Genomic DNA, 16,580 nt, shown 5'->3' with positions numbered 1-16,580 from the left:
CTGTTTTTCTGAGCAAAATTAAACTCACTTTACGATGAAAAACAGAAATATCCGTTCGTATAACATTTAAAAAAACCTGTATTTTTCCGTATATTCCGTATGTTAATGCGCTATTTTGAATTCTTGGCTTCAGATAAGCGAAGCGCGGTAATTATAGACTCGGAGCTTACCCAGGGCGTTTTTTGAGCAAGATATCCAAGTATGTAGAGGCCAATTTTAACGCAATCCATTTGTGAGACGGGGACCATGTGCATGAAGGGTTTTAAGCCATCTTTATCGACTGGAACTATCCCTGCGGATAACAACAAACCGCCCCTCTCGTTTGGGGTAACGCTTATATTTTTGTATACGACGTGGCCATGATGTGAGGTTTTCCTCTTATCAATCTTTAAAGTATGCATGATTCTAAGAAATACAGATGCCATCTGCATAACTTCATTCGTCGACAATTTTAGAAGTACAGAACGGTTTGAGCCCCAGTCATAATCTTTTTTTGCGTTCCTTGGAGCGACGTGCAATGTAAGATAATAATTATCAATCTCATTTGAAAAAGGTGAAGGTTTTGATGAGCTAACATCTTCATTGTTCATCTCAATGACAAGGGCTGCATCCTGACCAAATGCTTTAACATTATGGTTTTTAAGAGCGAAGTCTGAAGTTGCCATATAAAAAGTCACTTTTGATAAAACCACATACCGCCTAATGATTCATCATCGGCAAGATGCTTGAAATTTGATAGTGTAAATCCTGTTTTGGTTTCAGAAATCACCAGGCTGTAAGATGCCGTATGTACAAGGCGAGAATTGTTTAGATCAAGATCATCACAAAAACCAGGGCTTTTGACGGGGTCAGCCTTTTCAACAAAAGTTACTTTTGAAGCGATGCCGTTGATCACGATTTTCTCGTTATCAGCAATTTTAATGTTTAAAGAAGGCGAGCTTTTATCACATGGCAGGAAGAGTGATGTCTTTTTAAATGTGTTTCCAGTGAAGTCCAAAAGGTCAGGTTTAACCGGAACATTGTTTAGGATTTTATAAACTCCAGCAAATGCACATAACACAACAAAACCAGATAAAACATATCTAATCTTAGACTTCATCCCCCAGTTCCTCTCCTAAAAGTTTTAACGCGCTTACGCACATAAGCCTCAACTGATACAGTAAGTTATCAGCGGTTATTCCACCAACGAAGGTAACTGTACGTCGTATTGATGCTCCGCCAGGCTCGCACTGGATATGGCCAATACCAGAATCACGGAGGAAGTCATTTTCTGCACTTACAAGGTCTGACTCTACAGGTGGAATGATAACTTCAATGAGTATTGTATCAACTGGGGCCCACTCCCAATCGAACTTAAGAGAGGAAATTGGGGATATAGAAACAAGAAGCTCATCAATATTAAAAATTACGGGTTTTATTCCCATAACCTCAGACTGAATGAAGTGGCTTTCTACCATAACTACCGGAAACTCTGAAATAGTCAGAACTCCGATTAACTGGTCTCGGCGTAAACCATGTATTAGTGAGTTGCGAGATAGCATTCGATCAGCCTTTATTATAATAATCAATCATTTGGGACAAGGACAAAAGGGATTACAGAAACGAAGATTCTACATGAACATCGTTGTCAGTGACCTTAGGTCCATCGGGTATAAGGGTATCAAAAAATCCTTACATAACCATTAAACCACAAAGACTTTTTACGTAAAATAATAATTAAGTACCAGATTTATTAAGATAATTCTTAGGTTTTTTACAAATTTAGGAAAAATCCGCACTTCCTGTAACAGCATCCAAATTAACCTAAAATACCGTTTCATTAACAGTAATTTTACAGATTCAGCTGAAGCCTGAGTTTATTATAACAAAAAAAAGGCCAGCAAGTATGCTGGCTTTCCTGGTAAGACAAGTTGAACTCAGAAGTCGATTGTACTGTCTCTCACCTATCTTGCGGCTTTGTTGAATAAATCGAACTTTTGCTGAGTTGAAGGATCAGATCACGCATCTTCCCGACAACGCAGACCGTTCCGTGGCAAAGCAAAAGTTCAAAATCACCAACTGGCCCACCTACAATAAAGCCCTCATCAACCGTGGCTCCATAACTTTCTGGCTGGATGATGAAGCTATTCAGGCCTGGTATGAGTCAGCAACACCTTCTTCACGAGGCAGACCTCAGCGCTATTCTGACCTTGCCATCACGACTGTGCTGGTCATTAAACGCGTATTCAGGCTGACCCTGCGCGCTGCGCAGGGCTTTATTGATTCCATTTTTTCTCTGATGAACGTTCCGCTACGCTGCCCGGATTACATCTGTGTCAGCAGGCGGGCAAAGTCGGTTAATGTCAGTTTCAAAACGCCCACCCGGGGTGAAATCGCACACCTGGTAATTGATTCCACCGGGCTGAAGGTCTTCGGTGAAGGCGAGTGGAAAGTCAAAAAGCATGGCCAGGAACGCCGTCGTATATGGCGAAAGTTGCATCTGGCAGTTGACAGCAACACACATGAAATCATCTGTGCAGACCTGTCGCTGAACAACGTTACGGACTCAGAGGCCTTCCCCGGGTTAATCCGGCAAACCCACCGGAAAATCAGGTCAGCCGCCGCCGATGGCGCTTACGATACCCGGCTATGTCACGATGAACTGCGGCGTAAGAAAATCAGCGCGCTTATCCCTCCCCGAAAAGGTGCGGGTTACTGGCCCGGTGAATATGCAGACCGTAACCGTGCAGTGGCTAATCAGCGAATGACCGGGAGTAATGCGCGGTGGAAATGGACAACAGATTACAATCGTCGCTCGATAGCGGAAACGGCGATGTACCGGGTAAAACAGCTGTTCGGGGGTTCACTGACGCTGCGTGAATACGATGGTCAGGTTGCGGAGGCTATGGCCCTGGTACGAGCGCTGAACAAAATGACGAAAGCAGGTATGCCTGAAAGCGTGCGTATTGCCTGAAAACACAACCCGCTACGGGGGAGACTTACCCGAAATCTGATTTATTCAACAAAGCCCTATCTTGCCAAAGTCGCTAGTCGCTTGTTTGCCTTAGCTTTAGATTTTATGCTTATGGAGGCGGTTTGATTTTCATCCGATACTTTTTCTAGCACTGGCACCACAGAGGAAATGGACTTTTCTTTTGAAATTTTGGATGCACCTGAAGAAAGTGGGCTTTCAGATGGTATAGAGGTATCGCTTCCCTCATTTTCAATCTTCACACCAAAGCAGGCATGTTCCTTTTGTACAAGGAAGGTTTCTTTTACAGAAACAGAATCCTGCTTTGAATTATCTAATTGTAGAGGTGTTAAATACTCCTTAAACTTTTGATCTAAGACATTCTCTAGCAATACATTAATAGGAGGCTTAGGTTCAGTATCTATAGTATTTCCATCATTCAGAAACCTATTAAGATCTGCAAGTGTTAATCTTTCGTTTAAACCATTTATAAAATTTGCCAAGTCAGGAAATAAATTATTTAATACCAACCCGGTACTAATAGCCGACCTAATTAAATCCAGTTGGTCACCCCTATGACAAAGTTCTGTTTTTTTCAAGAAACTATAAACATAGGGTGCTTTTCTTTCGGATATCCAGAAAGACCGGATCTGAATCCGGTCGTTATCTGCCTTATTTGAGATAGGGTATTTAGCCATGTTCTAGCTCATTATTCTGAATAAATAGTATCAGCAATTGCCAAAGATAATGCGAACTGCGGATTGTCTACCATGATAACTTTAGCCGTTTCAAAATGTTTACGAATAGCTGTTTCGATGAGATATGAACCTCCCCCAACAAGGAAAACATTATGAGGCCTCTCTTCGACTTGTGTAACCGCTCTGATTACTTTACTTTGCAACTTCTGTACCGCAGAGTTTACCGCATCAAAAACACCGTCACGCTTGTCCTCTGCAACCTTCAAAGCTGATTTATCATGACGATTATCAACAAGATGATGAATGTAAGCATTACTCGTATTCAGTTTCTCAGATTCAAGATACCTGCTGATCTCATCGTAAACAATAGAACAACCAATACGGTCAAAACCTTTTACTTTCGAAATCTGTTCTAATTGCCCAGTAATACTTGCAACATCAAGAGTAGTACCACCAAGATCAATTACCAAACTTGATTCAAATGAAGCAATATCCTCAATTTCATCTGCCCGGGTCACAGCTGGTAAAGATTCAGGGAAAACAGTCACAGACAAAACGTTAAAAGAATAGCGTTTACCGTCAAGATAACGCTCTACTGGTTTCATCAGATTATCTTTTTTTCTCTGAATATTTTCAATATTCGTTTCCCCTAAAGCAGTATAGAACTGGCTAAGTGGTAAAGTAACAAAGAGGTGAACATCCTGAGGAACTAAACCAGAAGCATGAAGTGCATGGTGAACATTTAACCGGCTAATTTCATCGTATTGGTGAGATACATCAGTCGATTCCAGTGAGTTACTAGATTCGCTGTGATGCGAAAACCTTTCCAGCCCATCAATAAGATAGTTAAAAGGATTGAGACCCTCATGGCGAACACGGAAATCTGGAACAAAACTATTTTGTGTAAGCAAGGGAACTAATTCGTTTCTTTCATTAAGACAAACCAGTTTTGCAGCTTTACTTCCATCATCGACAACGATTTTTAAAGCTTCAGTGATATCCTGCACTGATGGTGAAACAGGACTTTCAGATTTTAATAGTTCAGCCATAAAAACTCTCTTTTATTAATAGGACCATATTAGATATTAACTTTATACATTAATGGTGACCTATTATCAACATTAACACTATTAAAAAAATACGTAAGTCTATGTTATTTCAGCATCCTTCCATTTTAAATACCTTACCGTTAAATTTCCTGTATTCATGTATTAACCATGTTTATAAAGGAGCCAATTATAATCAGAAAGTTACTTTGCATCCTAAGTATGAACTGTTTGAGAGCCAGGACTGGGGCCTTTACCTGTAAGTAACAAAGGTCCTTAGGCTTAGAATCCAAAATGACGCCTTTTTGTAAAAAAATCATAGTTCGAAATACCGTATCATCGATGTAAACATACGTAGAGGAATTTATGGCAGCTGAGCACGTCCAAACTATAGACCTTACAAACTTCTCCGGAAGGATTTTCTTTCTGGCAGATCCTCATGGACATTACTCTGCGCTGTGCAACTTGATCCAATCAGTTACAAAGCCAGAAGAAGAGATAGTAATTTTCTCTACTGGAAATTTGTTTGACTATGGGCCGGAACCCATAGAATTGATGAAGGCGATAAACAGTGGCTTTTTCGATGGACGTTTTGTGAGGCATTTCTCAGCTGCCGGAGCCGGAGAAGAAATGTTAAAAAAATTGTTACCATTAAACAAAGACCGGAGAACATTTTACCCCAGCACATACCTCAATGAGAGATGGTGTGTAATGGGCGGAAAGTGGCATAAAGCTGTGAATCGTTACTATTTAGAGGAAGAGGTAAAAAAACTTCTTAATACCCAGCTTGGTACGATGATGCAGATTTTACTAAAAGGCGATATAAAAATTGGGGTTTGCCCTTCTGATTACGCCCCTATCCGCACATCATTCACTGATACTTATAATGCGCTTCAAGCATTCAACTATGCCAATGTGAATATTTTTCAGAGCCAGTTTCTATTCGGTATGGACCATGCCGTAATACCAATGATGATAAATGACGTCAACCTTATGGTCCTAGGTAGGAATCCTGTAAACAGCATTCGAAAAGCCCATGGTCGTACTCAAAACAATCTTCCAGTACTGATCGGTAATTGTTTGCATATAAATACTGGATCACTCTATATGTCAAAATTAGAAGACCAGGTAATAGTTGCTCCGGGTATACCGCAAACTGACTCACCAGCACTTACATTAGTAGAAATAATCATGAAGAACAATCCAGTTTTATTGTGTCATCAGCTAATACAAACAACAAACAAGTTTTATTCACTTAAAACCTATCCTTTAGAACTCGATTCGATTGAAAACAACATTGAGGTAACAAGATGAAGATAAATTGGAAGATTATCTCAATTTCAACATTACTTTTGCATCTTCACGCAGCAGCTGCACCACATCAAGAGAAAGAGCATAGAAAAGATGCTTTTTCTTCTGCCGCACAGAAAAGTGATTCACTTATATCTGCTAAAGCGGAGCTTATAAACGGAAGGTGGTTTATAAATGGTAAATATAGGCCTGTTCTAAAGACCAGCATGACCAAAACCAATTTCTTAGAAATCATGAATGTTTCAAATAAAGAATCACTTTTTATTGTGATACCAAAACTTGAGTATAATATCATTGCCAAAAATAAAATCTTACTAAATGAAAAAATTGCATTAAGCGAAGGCACATCCGGAAAAAGCATTGTTTGGGTCGAGCCAAAATCAAGTCTAACTATATCGTTTATAAATGACCTTGCTAATACGCCCCTTCAGGCTATCGTTTCGATCACAAGAAACAACAAAGATATAATTGCCATCTTTGGACCGGATCAGGGTAAAGGGTTTACTCTTCCCGGAAATACGTCTAATGATCAAGTGTCCGTTCCTGACTATTCTGACCTAAATATAAAAAAACTTAACATACCTCAAAGTGTTGGTAATCCAGTAACCATCAATCCTAAAGAGAAGAATTACCTCTTAGTTGGACAAGGAAAATATGAAATCTTATCTCTTCCTAAATATCAACATTTAGTATTTTCTGAACCCGTTTATATTGAGAAAAGAAAAAATATCCTCGGTGGTTATGGTTATTGGACGAAAGAAACAATTCTCTACCCCGGTGAATCATTATCTTTTATAACGAGCGCCAAAAACAATCTAAGGAAGCGGGATGATTAAAGTTATCACACTTTTATTGTTTGCATTACTGACTGGTTGTCAGTCAGTAGAAAGTAAAATCGAAGAACTCCCGACAGTTGGTTTTGACCCTATTCTATACAATAAAAGTGAGGCCTTTACTGACGGAAAAGTTACTTTACGTGTCGAAAGTTCAGGAACTGATGTTTGGCTTGTCGCCAAGAATGGAACCAGAAGTTTTATTGAGCTTTCAGGCCTAACGCTAGGTGGTAGTCGTTGTGCTTACAATGCCCGTAGTAAGCAACTTTTGCCCCCAGGCAGCGTAAGCACATTCGTAGTTCCTACGGTTGGAATGCTTGGACTTTGCTTCAACAATGAAGATCAACTTATGTTTATTAACCGTGCTTTTAGCAGAATCTCTCCCAAAGCAAAAGGAAAAGATTCGCTTTCGCTTTTATTTTCTGTTAGTTACGATTTTCCCGGAAAAGCGGACCTAATTACTAACCACGATTTTCAAGAGTTATATCTTTTATTTTTGAATGAGGATAATCTATGAAACAAACATTAATTGTTATTTTAATATGTTTTTGTCACACGGCTTTAGCATATCCATACCGTATCTATACTGTCCCGGAAGGGGCATTAGTAAAAAACATACTAACTAATGAATATCTAGGAAAAACCCCTGTGGTTGTGGACGTGAGCAATACCGAAGCTGGTTCTACTTTTGGGATTTCATTATTTAGACATGAAAATGTTGCTATAAAGATTTTTACAGTAATGCCTTCAGCAGAAAATAATTTTGCTGTTTCTGGACCTGACGTTGCAACTATGTCATTGCCGGGAAAAGCACCTTTAAACGTAGTAAATGATGGGAATGGCGCTTCTGTTCATATAGAACTAAGACCTTATATGTCTGAACCTGCGCACACCCCATATTAATATAACAAGAAATTAAAAATATAAATCATATGAACTGCATCATAAAGATGCAGTTCAATATTTATTCTGATACTTTTAATTTTTCTTTTATGAACTCCTCTAGTTCCTTAATAAAACCCGCATTTATCCTATTGAATTCAAAGCGAATTTTTCTACCAGTATTGTTTTTACTGATTCTTGCATACTTATCTTTGTTATCAAAAGTAATAAGATCACTTGTTTCCCATTTTGTGGAATAAGTTTTTTCACAAACACTTTCCACAGATTGTGTGATTTTTTCCATTACAACTTTTTGAGCAACCTGGAGATCTCCAATGTCTAAATCTTTTGTTTCCTCTTTAACATTATCTATTACTTCATCTAAAGGAAATAGATTTTTTTGCACATATTTCTGTAAACGAGACAAGCGACTATAATAGGAGTTCGGGATTCCTTCATAATCCGGGAATAAAGAGATCAATGTTTCGTCAATACGGGCCGCCTGGATTCTTTTGGCTACCGATACATGACTAATCCCAAGATATGCTGCGAGTTCTTCATTAGTAGAAAATCCTTTTTCTTCCATTTTTTTGATAAATTGAAACCCAACTTCTCTATATGAAAATTTTCGAGATGTTTGTGCTGCGGATATAATTGAATTTATATCATCTTCGGTTAGTTCATCCGGAAGAACCCACAGGGGGAGATCCTTTTCTGCCTTTATACAGCAGAAACGTCTGCGACTTCCTTCTATTAATAAATAAACCCCATCTCTTTTTACAGCGATCCCTTCGGTATCGACCCCTCTTTCTTCAATCTGCTTAAGAATATCTCTAACAGAATAATCTGTAAGGGCTTCTTGATTTCGTGGGTTCGCTGGATGGACTAAGGTCTCCTTCTCCACTCTCTGGGCTGGAACAATCACATGTTCCGCTTCAAGTCTCCGGCCCTTATGAAGAGTGAATAACTTTTTTATGCGAGGTGCTGTTTTCAAACCCGCAAGACCTGAACGGTGACCGACTTCTGTCCGCTTTGGTGCGTTTAAATATCGAGATTTATCATTCCCGATATGTTGCTCATCGCTCATGCGTTAACTCCTTGCTTAGCTGAAAAACTTTTTATTTCATTTATAAATTGCTGATATACCTGTAATACAGATTCTTCTGCGACATCAAGCTGCTTTGCGGAACAAAGTTCCTCTGATTTTTTGATATCAAGCACTGTACGCCCTTTGGAAGCAGCTGCCTTAAATGCTTCAGAATTTTTTATGTTAGCGGACATCAAAAGGTCCTGAACAGTTCTGATTAATTTATCCAAAACTATTCTTTCATATGGACTTTTGTCATCTACATTGACAGCAAGAACTTTGAACCATTTTAAATTGTCGCCCTTACTTGGTGATTGTTTAAACCTTTCACTTATTGTAAGCATGAAGTCTGTAGTAGAGGCGTAATCATATTCACGTGGTGACACTGCGACAAGAATCCCATCGGCCGCTTCGTCAGCAGCCCAGATCAAAGGTGAATCTTCAGGTGGAGTGTCTATAATAATCAAATCATAGTTCTGCTTCAGTACCGGTAAGATAACTTCCTTGAAACGTAGTAACAAAGACGTACGTTCTTCTCTAGAACATTGCCAGTATTTATCTTTAAAACGAGCATCTGTCGGAAAAGCCGTTATTACGTCCAAGTTTGGCAGATGCGTTGAAAAAGGCATATTAGTGATGATTTCTTCTTCAGAGAATCCTGAATCTAAATATTTTTTATACTCAGAATTTTCTTCATAAATTCCAAGGATTGCATCAATTGCTGTAAGGAAGACATCATCTTCTGAGACACTTTGAATCATGCTGCTTCCAATCGAACCTTGTGGGTCCCATTCGATCATTAATACACGTGCATTGAGTTGTAGATCTAAAGCAGCTGCTACTGCTAAAGCTACAGATGTAGTGCTTTTCCCTGTACCGCCTTTATGATTCTGAGTAACAATAGCTCTGCTAAAGTAATGATCGCGGTACTTGGGATAACCCAGGGCATCCATTATTTTTTGAACATCCCAGCGGGTGTAAAGATGATTTTTGTTTTGATAAATAGGTGCACCAACAAGTTCTTTTTCTTCTAAGTCCGAAAGTATTTTATTGAACGTTACTCGTGACTTCCCAAAAAAATCAGAGAGATTTTTTTTATTCAAACAGTGGTTATAGATCAGTCTATCAACACCATCAACACTATCATCAGAAACAGATACTCTTGATGAAGCCATCAGAGATTCCTTTAGAGAAATCTGCTCGCTTTTCATGCGCTGACCAACGAGGGCGATCTTTTCAAGTAAATTCATGGTTATGACCTTTTTGCACTGAAAACCGACTTTTACGCATATATGTAAACTTTACGTATAATGCGTCCATTTCCTTGTTATGCGTACAATTCTATCCTTAGTTTCAATCTTAAGCTAATGTTTGTTTACTTTTTTATGATTTTTTGTGAGCTTAACTTGCAGATGTGAGCTCAGACTCTCTAGTCCATACCTAATGCACAACCTGTTTAAACCACGATTCTTGTCTCCTTCTCTACGCTTTGAAGTTAAGAGCTCCATTAATGAATCTTCACGCCTACCCTATTTCTTGCTTAGACCCTAAAATCTATCTCACCGGTGTGCTGATATACGTTTCCTAACTGTGAACCGTTGTCGTCAGTCCAGTCTAAAGATATGAGGTGTTAATCTCTTGAGGAGGCACACTACGAATTATGGGAGCAGAGTTAGCAACCTCACCCCGAAATGAAACCCAACTTAAGGAGGCAACCCCAGTGTGGAGATTAAGGGGGTTAAATCTGCCAGCGGCTGACAGTGTCCCAGCTGCTGCTCAGTCACACCACGCCCTGATTTAATCCCCTGCCCGGTATTGTAATGACCGAAAAAAACCCGTGCACTGGTGTCGGCAGACCGGCATGCATGAATATGACGTTAATCTGTATCAGCAGGCACTTTTCGCATAATGGGAGCAAGTGATAGCAACGCCGCCCAGAACGGAATGCCAACATCAGGACTGAACCCAAGTTTGGCGATTAAGGGGGTTAAATTTGCAAGCGGATGACAGTGCCCCCAGCTGCTGCTCAGTCACACCACGCTTGATTAAATCTCTCGCCAGGTCTTGTTTTGACCGAAAATAGCCCAAGCACTGATGTCGGCAGACTGGCATATAGGAATATGACGTTAATCTGTATCAGCAGGTACATTTCGCATTATGTGAGCAAGTGATAGCAACCCAGCCCGGAACTGAAGGCCAGCATGAGGACAGAACCCCAGTTTGGCGATTAAGGGGGTTAAATCTCACAGCGGCTGACAGTGCCTTCAGATGCTGCTCAGGCATACTACTCTCCCTGATATAATCTCCCATATGTTCTTGAGATCGTCGGAAATCGCCCATGCACCGGTGTCGGCAGACCGGTATGCAGTAATGTGAATTTAATCTGCATCATCAAGCACATTTCGTATTATGGAAGTAAGTGTTAGTAAACCAAAGCCCGCCCAGAACGGAAGGTCAACATCAGAACAGAATCCCAGTTTGGCGATTAAGGGTGTTAAATCTGCAAGCTGCTGACAGTGCCCCAGTTGCTGCTCAGTCACACCACGCCCTGATAGAATCTCCTGCCCGGAAATGTGATGACCGAAAAAAGCCCGTGCACTGGTGTCGGCAGACCGGCACGCAGGAATATGACGTTAATCTGTATCAGGAGGCACATTTCGCATTATGGGAGCAAGCGATAGCAACCCAAGCCCAGAACTGAAGGCCAGCATCAGGACAGAACCCCAGTATGGCGATTAAGGGGGTTAAATCCGCCAGTGGCAATAAGATCCCGAGCGGTGTTTAAGAAATATTTCCCGAAGGACAATCTTCCGCTCGTACGATGAATATAGTGTTCAACCCGGGAGAGGGATCACTTAACCTGCTTAGCCTAAATCTTACGTCATTCTCTAAACGGAGTTTAAGCTTAATGGTCCTGAGAAAGTTAAAAGGACTACCCATAATGACGGTTTGAGATGGCGAATAAGGGTTTTTTCTGCCAGCGGCTGACATTGCCCCAGCTTCTGCTCAGTCACACCACGCCTGATTAAATCTTCCGCCAGGTCTTGTTATGACCGAAAATTGTCCGTGCACTAGAGTCGTAAGACCTGCATACAGGAATGAGGCGTAAATCTTTATCAGGTGGCAAGGTTCGCATCATGGGAGCAAGGGTCTTGAACTGGAGGTTAACATCATAAAATCCCAGATTGGCGATTAAGGGTGTTAAATCTGACAGCGACTGAAAGTGCCTTCAGATGCTGCTCAGGTATATTACACCCTGAAAAAATCAAGCATCTGTGCTTGCGAATATCGGAAAAGGCCATGCACCGGTGTCGGCAGACCGGCATGGGCAATGAGACGTTAATCTGTATCAGCTGGCGCATTTCGTATCATGGGAACAAGTGTTAGCAACCCTCTCCAGGACGGAAGGACACTATCAGGACTGATCCCAGTTTGGCGATTAAGGGGGTTAAATCTGCCAGCGGCTGACAGTGCCTTCTGATGCTGCTCAGACATACTATGCACAGATATAATCACCCGTCCGTCCTTGTGATTATCGGAAAAGGCCATGCACCGGAGTCGGCAGACCGGTATGCAGTGATGTGACTTTAATCTTTATCAGCAGGCGCATTTCGTATTAAGGGAGCAAGTGTTAGCAACCCTGCCCAGGACGGAAGGACACTATCAGGACTGAACGCCAGTTTGGCGATTAAGGGGGTTAAATCTGCCAGTGGCTGACAGTGCCTTCTGATGCTGCTCAGACATACTATGCACAGATATAATCACCCGTCCGTCCTTGTGATTATCGGAAAAGGCCATGCACCGGAGTCGGCAAACCGGTATGCAGTGATGTGACTTTAATCTTTATCAGCAGGCGCATTTCGTATTAAGGGAGCCAGTGTTAGCAACCCTGCCCAGGACGGAAGGACACTATCAGGACTGAACGCCAGTTTGGCGATTAAGGGGGTTAAATCTGCAAGCGGATGACAGTGCCCCAGCTGCTGCTCAGTCACACCACGTCCTGATAAAATCTCCTGCCCGGTAATGTGATGACCGAAAAAAGCCCGTGCACTGGTGTCGGCAGACCGGCACGCAGGAATATGACGTTAATCTGTATCAGCAGGTACATCTCGCATTAGGGAGCAAGTGATAGCAACCCCGCCCAGAACTGAAGGCCAGCATGAGGACAGAACCCCAGTTTGGCGATTAAGGGGGTTAAATCCGGCAGCGTGAGTAAGTGCCCGTGCTGTGTTAAAGAAATATTCCCTAAGGACAATCTTCCGCTCGGCCTTTTGTATAAAGTTGTCACCCCGGGAGCGGGGATCACTTTACCTGCTTAGCCTAAATCTTACGTCAATCGCTATCCGGAATTTTAGCTTAATGGTCCTGAGTAAGTTAAAAGGGCTACCCATAATGACGTCCCCAGATGGTGATAAAGGAGTTAATTCCGCCTTCGGCTTACAGTGCCGCAGCTGCTGCTCAGCAACACCACGCCCTGATTAAATCTCCCGCCTGTCCTTGTGATGACCAAAAATAGTCCGTGCACTGGCGTCGTAAGACCGGCATACAGGAATGAGGCGTTAATCTTTATTAGGTGGCAGGATTCGCATCATGGGAGCAAGGGCCCTAGAACTGTAGACTAACATTAGAAAATCACAGTTTGGCGATAAAGGGGGTTAAATAAGTTAAAAGTCTTCGGTGAGCAAATTGGATAAATTTTCAGAAACCAAACCGTTAATAATAAACTTTTAGAAGAATGATTAAAGGATATTAAGTTTTGTATGCAAAATGACACCAGTGATCTGTTTTCACTAATAATGCCGCGCTACTTTGATTACCTTTGGTAAACAAAAATGTAATTTACGTGATTTTCATCTTATAATGTCAGTATTGAAGTTATAAATTTTGTTTACTTAATGCGTACACAACCTAACTGCGATTTGTATTTATGTCACTGTTTTTACACCACATTAATTATAAAACCAAAATTTGCAGCACAGTGATGAACTCATTAAGTCACAACCTCATTTGTTTACTTAAGGCATACAATAAAAAACCAGATTCTTATGAGACATCTGGTTTAATTATTTTTGCTTGAAGATATTTACTCTACGCGGCCAAACCCGCTGCTACTTCTTGAGCATAGAGAATTTCTATTGCCTCGCCATAGCTACAATTCTCGCGGCTTTGAATTTCCCATAATTTACTCCTGTCAGCACTATCCGTAGTAAAACAAAGCTCCATTTTCCGGTCTACGTATAACCGACAGATCTCTTGGAAGTTTTCGAACCTGACTAACATCTCTGAAAACACCTTTTTGACTGTACGAATATTTTTCATACGTTCATATTCTGCATCTGAAGTAGAAAAATATTTATTAGCCTTCATTGCTTCAATGCTTTCTTTTTCTTGTTTCATGATTATCTTCCAAGGCGAGTTAGCAGTCAGGGCCCGGCCAACAGAAGAAGTAAAATAATCTTCAAACGACTGTGTGATACAGATGCCAGCGCAGTTTGTTTTCCTGAACCTACGCCATGCCGCTTCGAGGAAGGAAGAGAAGAATTGGTTTGATTGATTTCCGGCACCTGATGAATTATCAGGACGAATGTACTCCCATGCTTCATCAAGGATGAACAAGCGACGACGCCCATCTTTTTTGATGAACATTGCATGCTGAGCAGCCTGAATGATAGACATTAATACAACTGTCTGAAGGTGGGGGGTGCCTTTTAGCTCCTCCAGTTCCAAAACAATAAATCTGCTGTCGAAGTTGATTGGAGGCAACGTATCGGTAAACCGGTGCCCATAAATTCCACCTTCGCACCATGCTCCGAGTTGCTCCCCAATATCCTTTATACGTTTGTCTTCATGCTTCTTGCAACGCAGAGCAAAGCCGGTTATTGAACCGGTCCGACCTGATTTTCTGGATTCTTGGTACTCTTCTGCAATAAGCTGAAGCATCACTGATTGTTGATAATCATCGATAAGGCCTTTCTCTGAAGCCATAATTTTTAGCTGATTCAAAACCATTATGGTCTGAGCAACTTTGTCTTTTTCTGCATCGTTTGAAGTTGATTCACCGGTAAATTCAGGTGCTTCGTTAAATACATCGTCGTTAACAGTGATGTCAGTTAGGAAGGCAAAGGGATTTAGGGTGAAGTCAGGGGTTTTACCGAAATCAATAAATTGACTGTTTGTATATTGTTCCGCAATCCCCTGGTAAGAACGGCCCACGTCCACAACAAATACTTGAGCACCGTCAGGATCATCATCTGGGTATTCGTTTTCTAAAAAATGCTTAAATGTTGAGCGATAATGAACGAGGTTATTAGATCGCGGTCCAGCTCCAAGATAGTTATTGATTAGATATGCTGTCCAGAATGACTTCCCTGCACCTGACGTTGCACCAATAACCATGTTATAGCTTGCAGAAGTCTTGAAAATATCAAGTCCCATGAGTTGACCTTCACGAGAAACTAAACTCAGTACTGGTCTATCTGTATTACCTTTCCAGGGCCCAAAGATCGGTGTCATATGAGCCGCTCCGGTGTTGCTCACTACTTCGGAACGGTCAAGGTCGAAAATTGTCTTTGGGTCATTGCACATTGGCAGACATGACATAAATGACGGGAAAACGATAAAGGAATCATCTGCTACTTTGACCCGGCTTTCGAGGTAAAAGGATTTGAGATCGTTAGCTGCTGTCTGCACAGAATTGGCATTACTACCCATAACAGTGAAAGTAAGATACCCTCTTAAAAGCTTTGCGCCATCCTCAAGCTCGCGAGTTACGGCCATGTAGTCATTATCCATATCCCGCAGGCGAGGGCAGAATGTGACAACTGAAGGTATACTTGCCTGTTTATTAGTGATTGCTTTGTAGCGGACGTTTTCTTTTGACAACTTGAGCGGATCGGCAAACTGAACAGTCTGAGTGATCATAAATGGGCTGAAAATTGTCTTACGTCCATGCATCCAGTTAACTACTAACTCATACATACAACCGAAATTGACGTATTCAGGAAACTTTACAACGGAAAGTTGTTTGAAGTAACGATGCTCAGATTCGTCGTCACTTTGTGTGACTGATGAGAAATGATTTTCTGTGACTGTATACTTACGGCCGGGAACGTTAACTTGTTCATTAAGCCTTTTCATAGTGTTAACGTCTATGAAACCTTCAGCCCACCGGGAGTTCTTTCCGGGGTTTACGACCTTATCTATACAATAGAGCCAGTTTTCTGCATCGACCTTAAACGGATGCAATCCAATCGTAATTAACTTACTTACAAGTTCAGAGTAAAGTGAATCGATACGCGAATGTTCCAGCTCGGTAGGAAGGGCAGACTGTAAAGGAATCGATAGCGAGATCCATACCTGAAAATCCCTCAACATAAGGTTATCATGATCAGGTTTTAAAGGCTTATGCATACTTCTGTCGTAGTAGTCCAACTGATAACCATTAAGCAGATCTGCTTTAAGCTTATCGTTCCCAGTCATACGCCCACCTCGCACAGCTGACCAAGCACTAAGCTGTAAAGTCAGGTCTGGCAATGCAGTCAGAGATATTTGACAGACAGTATCTGTAGGGAAATCCATTTTGAACATTTCAGCAAGAACATCTTGCTGATTATCAAAAACTCCAGGGGATGGATTACAGATAAACATAAACCCTAATCTGTTGCCATCAATCAAAAAATAGTGAGTCCCTGCTAATTGATCGTAAACAGGGATAAACCCACCTAATTGATGGCGATTTAAACCGCTATTGTAATTATTGATAGCTTCCATATT

General features: G+C 41.2%; 14 protein-coding genes. 5 read left to right on the top strand and 9 right to left on the bottom strand.

Annotated elements, in window-relative coordinates; genetic code table 11:
- Positions 1 to 110: 110 nt before the first annotated feature.
- From ACOTYB_RS11725 to hdtA, 3 genes are read right to left on the bottom strand one after another with little or no spacing between them, the layout of a single operon-like run.
- A complete protein-coding gene (locus ACOTYB_RS11725) occupies positions 111 to 665 on the bottom strand; it encodes a plasmid transfer protein (protein WP_000235773.1) in 555 nt (184 codons plus the stop codon).
- Between the two features lie 8 nt (positions 666 to 673).
- Positions 674 to 1,099 (bottom strand): hypothetical protein, encoded by a 426-nt coding sequence (locus tag ACOTYB_RS11720; RefSeq protein ID WP_000836981.1) that lies wholly within the window; start codon positions 1,097 to 1,099, stop codon positions 674 to 676.
- On the bottom strand, positions 1,089 to 1,541 hold the full coding sequence (gene hdtA / locus ACOTYB_RS11715) for a H transfer determinant A (protein WP_000952689.1): 453 nt from the start codon (positions 1,539 to 1,541) through the stop codon (positions 1,089 to 1,091). Before hdtA ends, ACOTYB_RS11720 begins: the two co-directional genes overlap by 11 nt.
- A 443-nt stretch (positions 1,542 to 1,984) precedes the next feature.
- Between hdtA and ACOTYB_RS11710 the strand changes: the two genes are divergently transcribed.
- Positions 1,985 to 2,953 (top strand): IS5-like element IS903B family transposase, encoded by a 969-nt coding sequence (locus ACOTYB_RS11710; RefSeq protein WP_421765817.1) that lies wholly within the window; start codon positions 1,985 to 1,987, stop codon positions 2,951 to 2,953.
- Between the two features lie 56 nt (positions 2,954 to 3,009).
- On the opposite strand, the gene ACOTYB_RS11705 is transcribed toward ACOTYB_RS11710, so the two are convergent.
- A complete protein-coding gene (locus tag ACOTYB_RS11705; protein WP_012695436.1) occupies positions 3,010 to 3,648 on the bottom strand; it encodes a hypothetical protein in 639 nt (212 codons plus the stop codon).
- Positions 3,649 to 3,659: 11 nt separating this feature from the next.
- On the bottom strand, positions 3,660 to 4,697 hold the full coding sequence (parM, locus tag ACOTYB_RS11700) for a plasmid segregation protein ParM domain-containing protein (protein WP_000818954.1): 1,038 nt from the start codon (positions 4,695 to 4,697) through the stop codon (positions 3,660 to 3,662).
- Between the two features lie 363 nt (positions 4,698 to 5,060).
- Here parM and ACOTYB_RS11695 point away from each other — a divergent pair, with 363 nt between their 5' ends.
- From ACOTYB_RS11695 to ACOTYB_RS11680, 4 genes are read left to right on the top strand one after another with little or no spacing between them, the layout of a single operon-like run.
- A complete protein-coding gene (locus ACOTYB_RS11695) occupies positions 5,061 to 6,008 on the top strand; it encodes a metallophosphoesterase (RefSeq protein ID WP_000718595.1) in 948 nt (315 codons plus the stop codon).
- Positions 6,005 to 6,841, top strand: a complete 837-nt coding sequence (locus ACOTYB_RS11690) for a hypothetical protein (protein WP_000700976.1) — start codon at positions 6,005 to 6,007, stop codon at positions 6,839 to 6,841. The genes ACOTYB_RS11695 and ACOTYB_RS11690 overlap by 4 nt, the downstream gene beginning before the upstream one ends.
- The gene (locus tag ACOTYB_RS11685) at positions 6,834 to 7,355 is read left to right on the top strand and encodes a hypothetical protein (RefSeq protein WP_000598517.1); all 522 of its coding nucleotides are present in this window, start codon (positions 6,834 to 6,836) and stop codon (positions 7,353 to 7,355) included. Before ACOTYB_RS11690 ends, ACOTYB_RS11685 begins: the two co-directional genes overlap by 8 nt.
- Positions 7,352 to 7,741 carry a hypothetical protein gene (locus tag ACOTYB_RS11680; protein WP_000815011.1) on the top strand — a complete coding sequence of 130 codons (390 nt, stop codon included), beginning with the start codon at positions 7,352 to 7,354 and terminating at the stop codon, positions 7,739 to 7,741. Before ACOTYB_RS11685 ends, ACOTYB_RS11680 begins: the two co-directional genes overlap by 4 nt.
- Positions 7,742 to 7,802: 61 nt before the next feature.
- On the opposite strand, the gene ACOTYB_RS11675 is transcribed toward ACOTYB_RS11680, so the two are convergent.
- The 4 genes from ACOTYB_RS11675 to ACOTYB_RS11660 form a co-directional block, all read right to left on the bottom strand.
- A complete protein-coding gene (locus tag ACOTYB_RS11675; protein ID WP_001278838.1) occupies positions 7,803 to 8,807 on the bottom strand; it encodes a ParB family protein in 1,005 nt (334 codons plus the stop codon).
- Entirely contained in the window at positions 8,804 to 10,057 is a 1,254-nt protein-coding gene (locus tag ACOTYB_RS11670) for a ParA family protein (RefSeq protein WP_001050364.1), read from the bottom strand. The genes ACOTYB_RS11675 and ACOTYB_RS11670 overlap by 4 nt, the downstream gene beginning before the upstream one ends.
- A 1,128-nt stretch (positions 10,058 to 11,185) precedes the next feature.
- A complete protein-coding gene (locus ACOTYB_RS11665; RefSeq protein ID WP_001371949.1) occupies positions 11,186 to 11,347 on the bottom strand; it encodes a hypothetical protein in 162 nt (53 codons plus the stop codon).
- Between the two features lie 2,548 nt (positions 11,348 to 13,895).
- Positions 13,896 to 16,577, bottom strand: a complete 2,682-nt coding sequence (locus ACOTYB_RS11660) for a TraC family protein (protein WP_000387412.1) — start codon at positions 16,575 to 16,577, stop codon at positions 13,896 to 13,898.
- Between the last annotated feature and the right edge of the window lie 3 nt (positions 16,578 to 16,580).

Origin of the sequence: Enterobacter cloacae complex sp. IR5450, from assembly GCF_049238665.1 — a bacterium.
GTDB classification, from domain to species: Bacteria; Pseudomonadota; Gammaproteobacteria; order Enterobacterales; family Enterobacteriaceae; genus Enterobacter; species Enterobacter hormaechei_C.
Note: the sequence above shows the minus strand (reverse complement) of the source record. Positions and strands in the feature narration are given on the sequence as shown.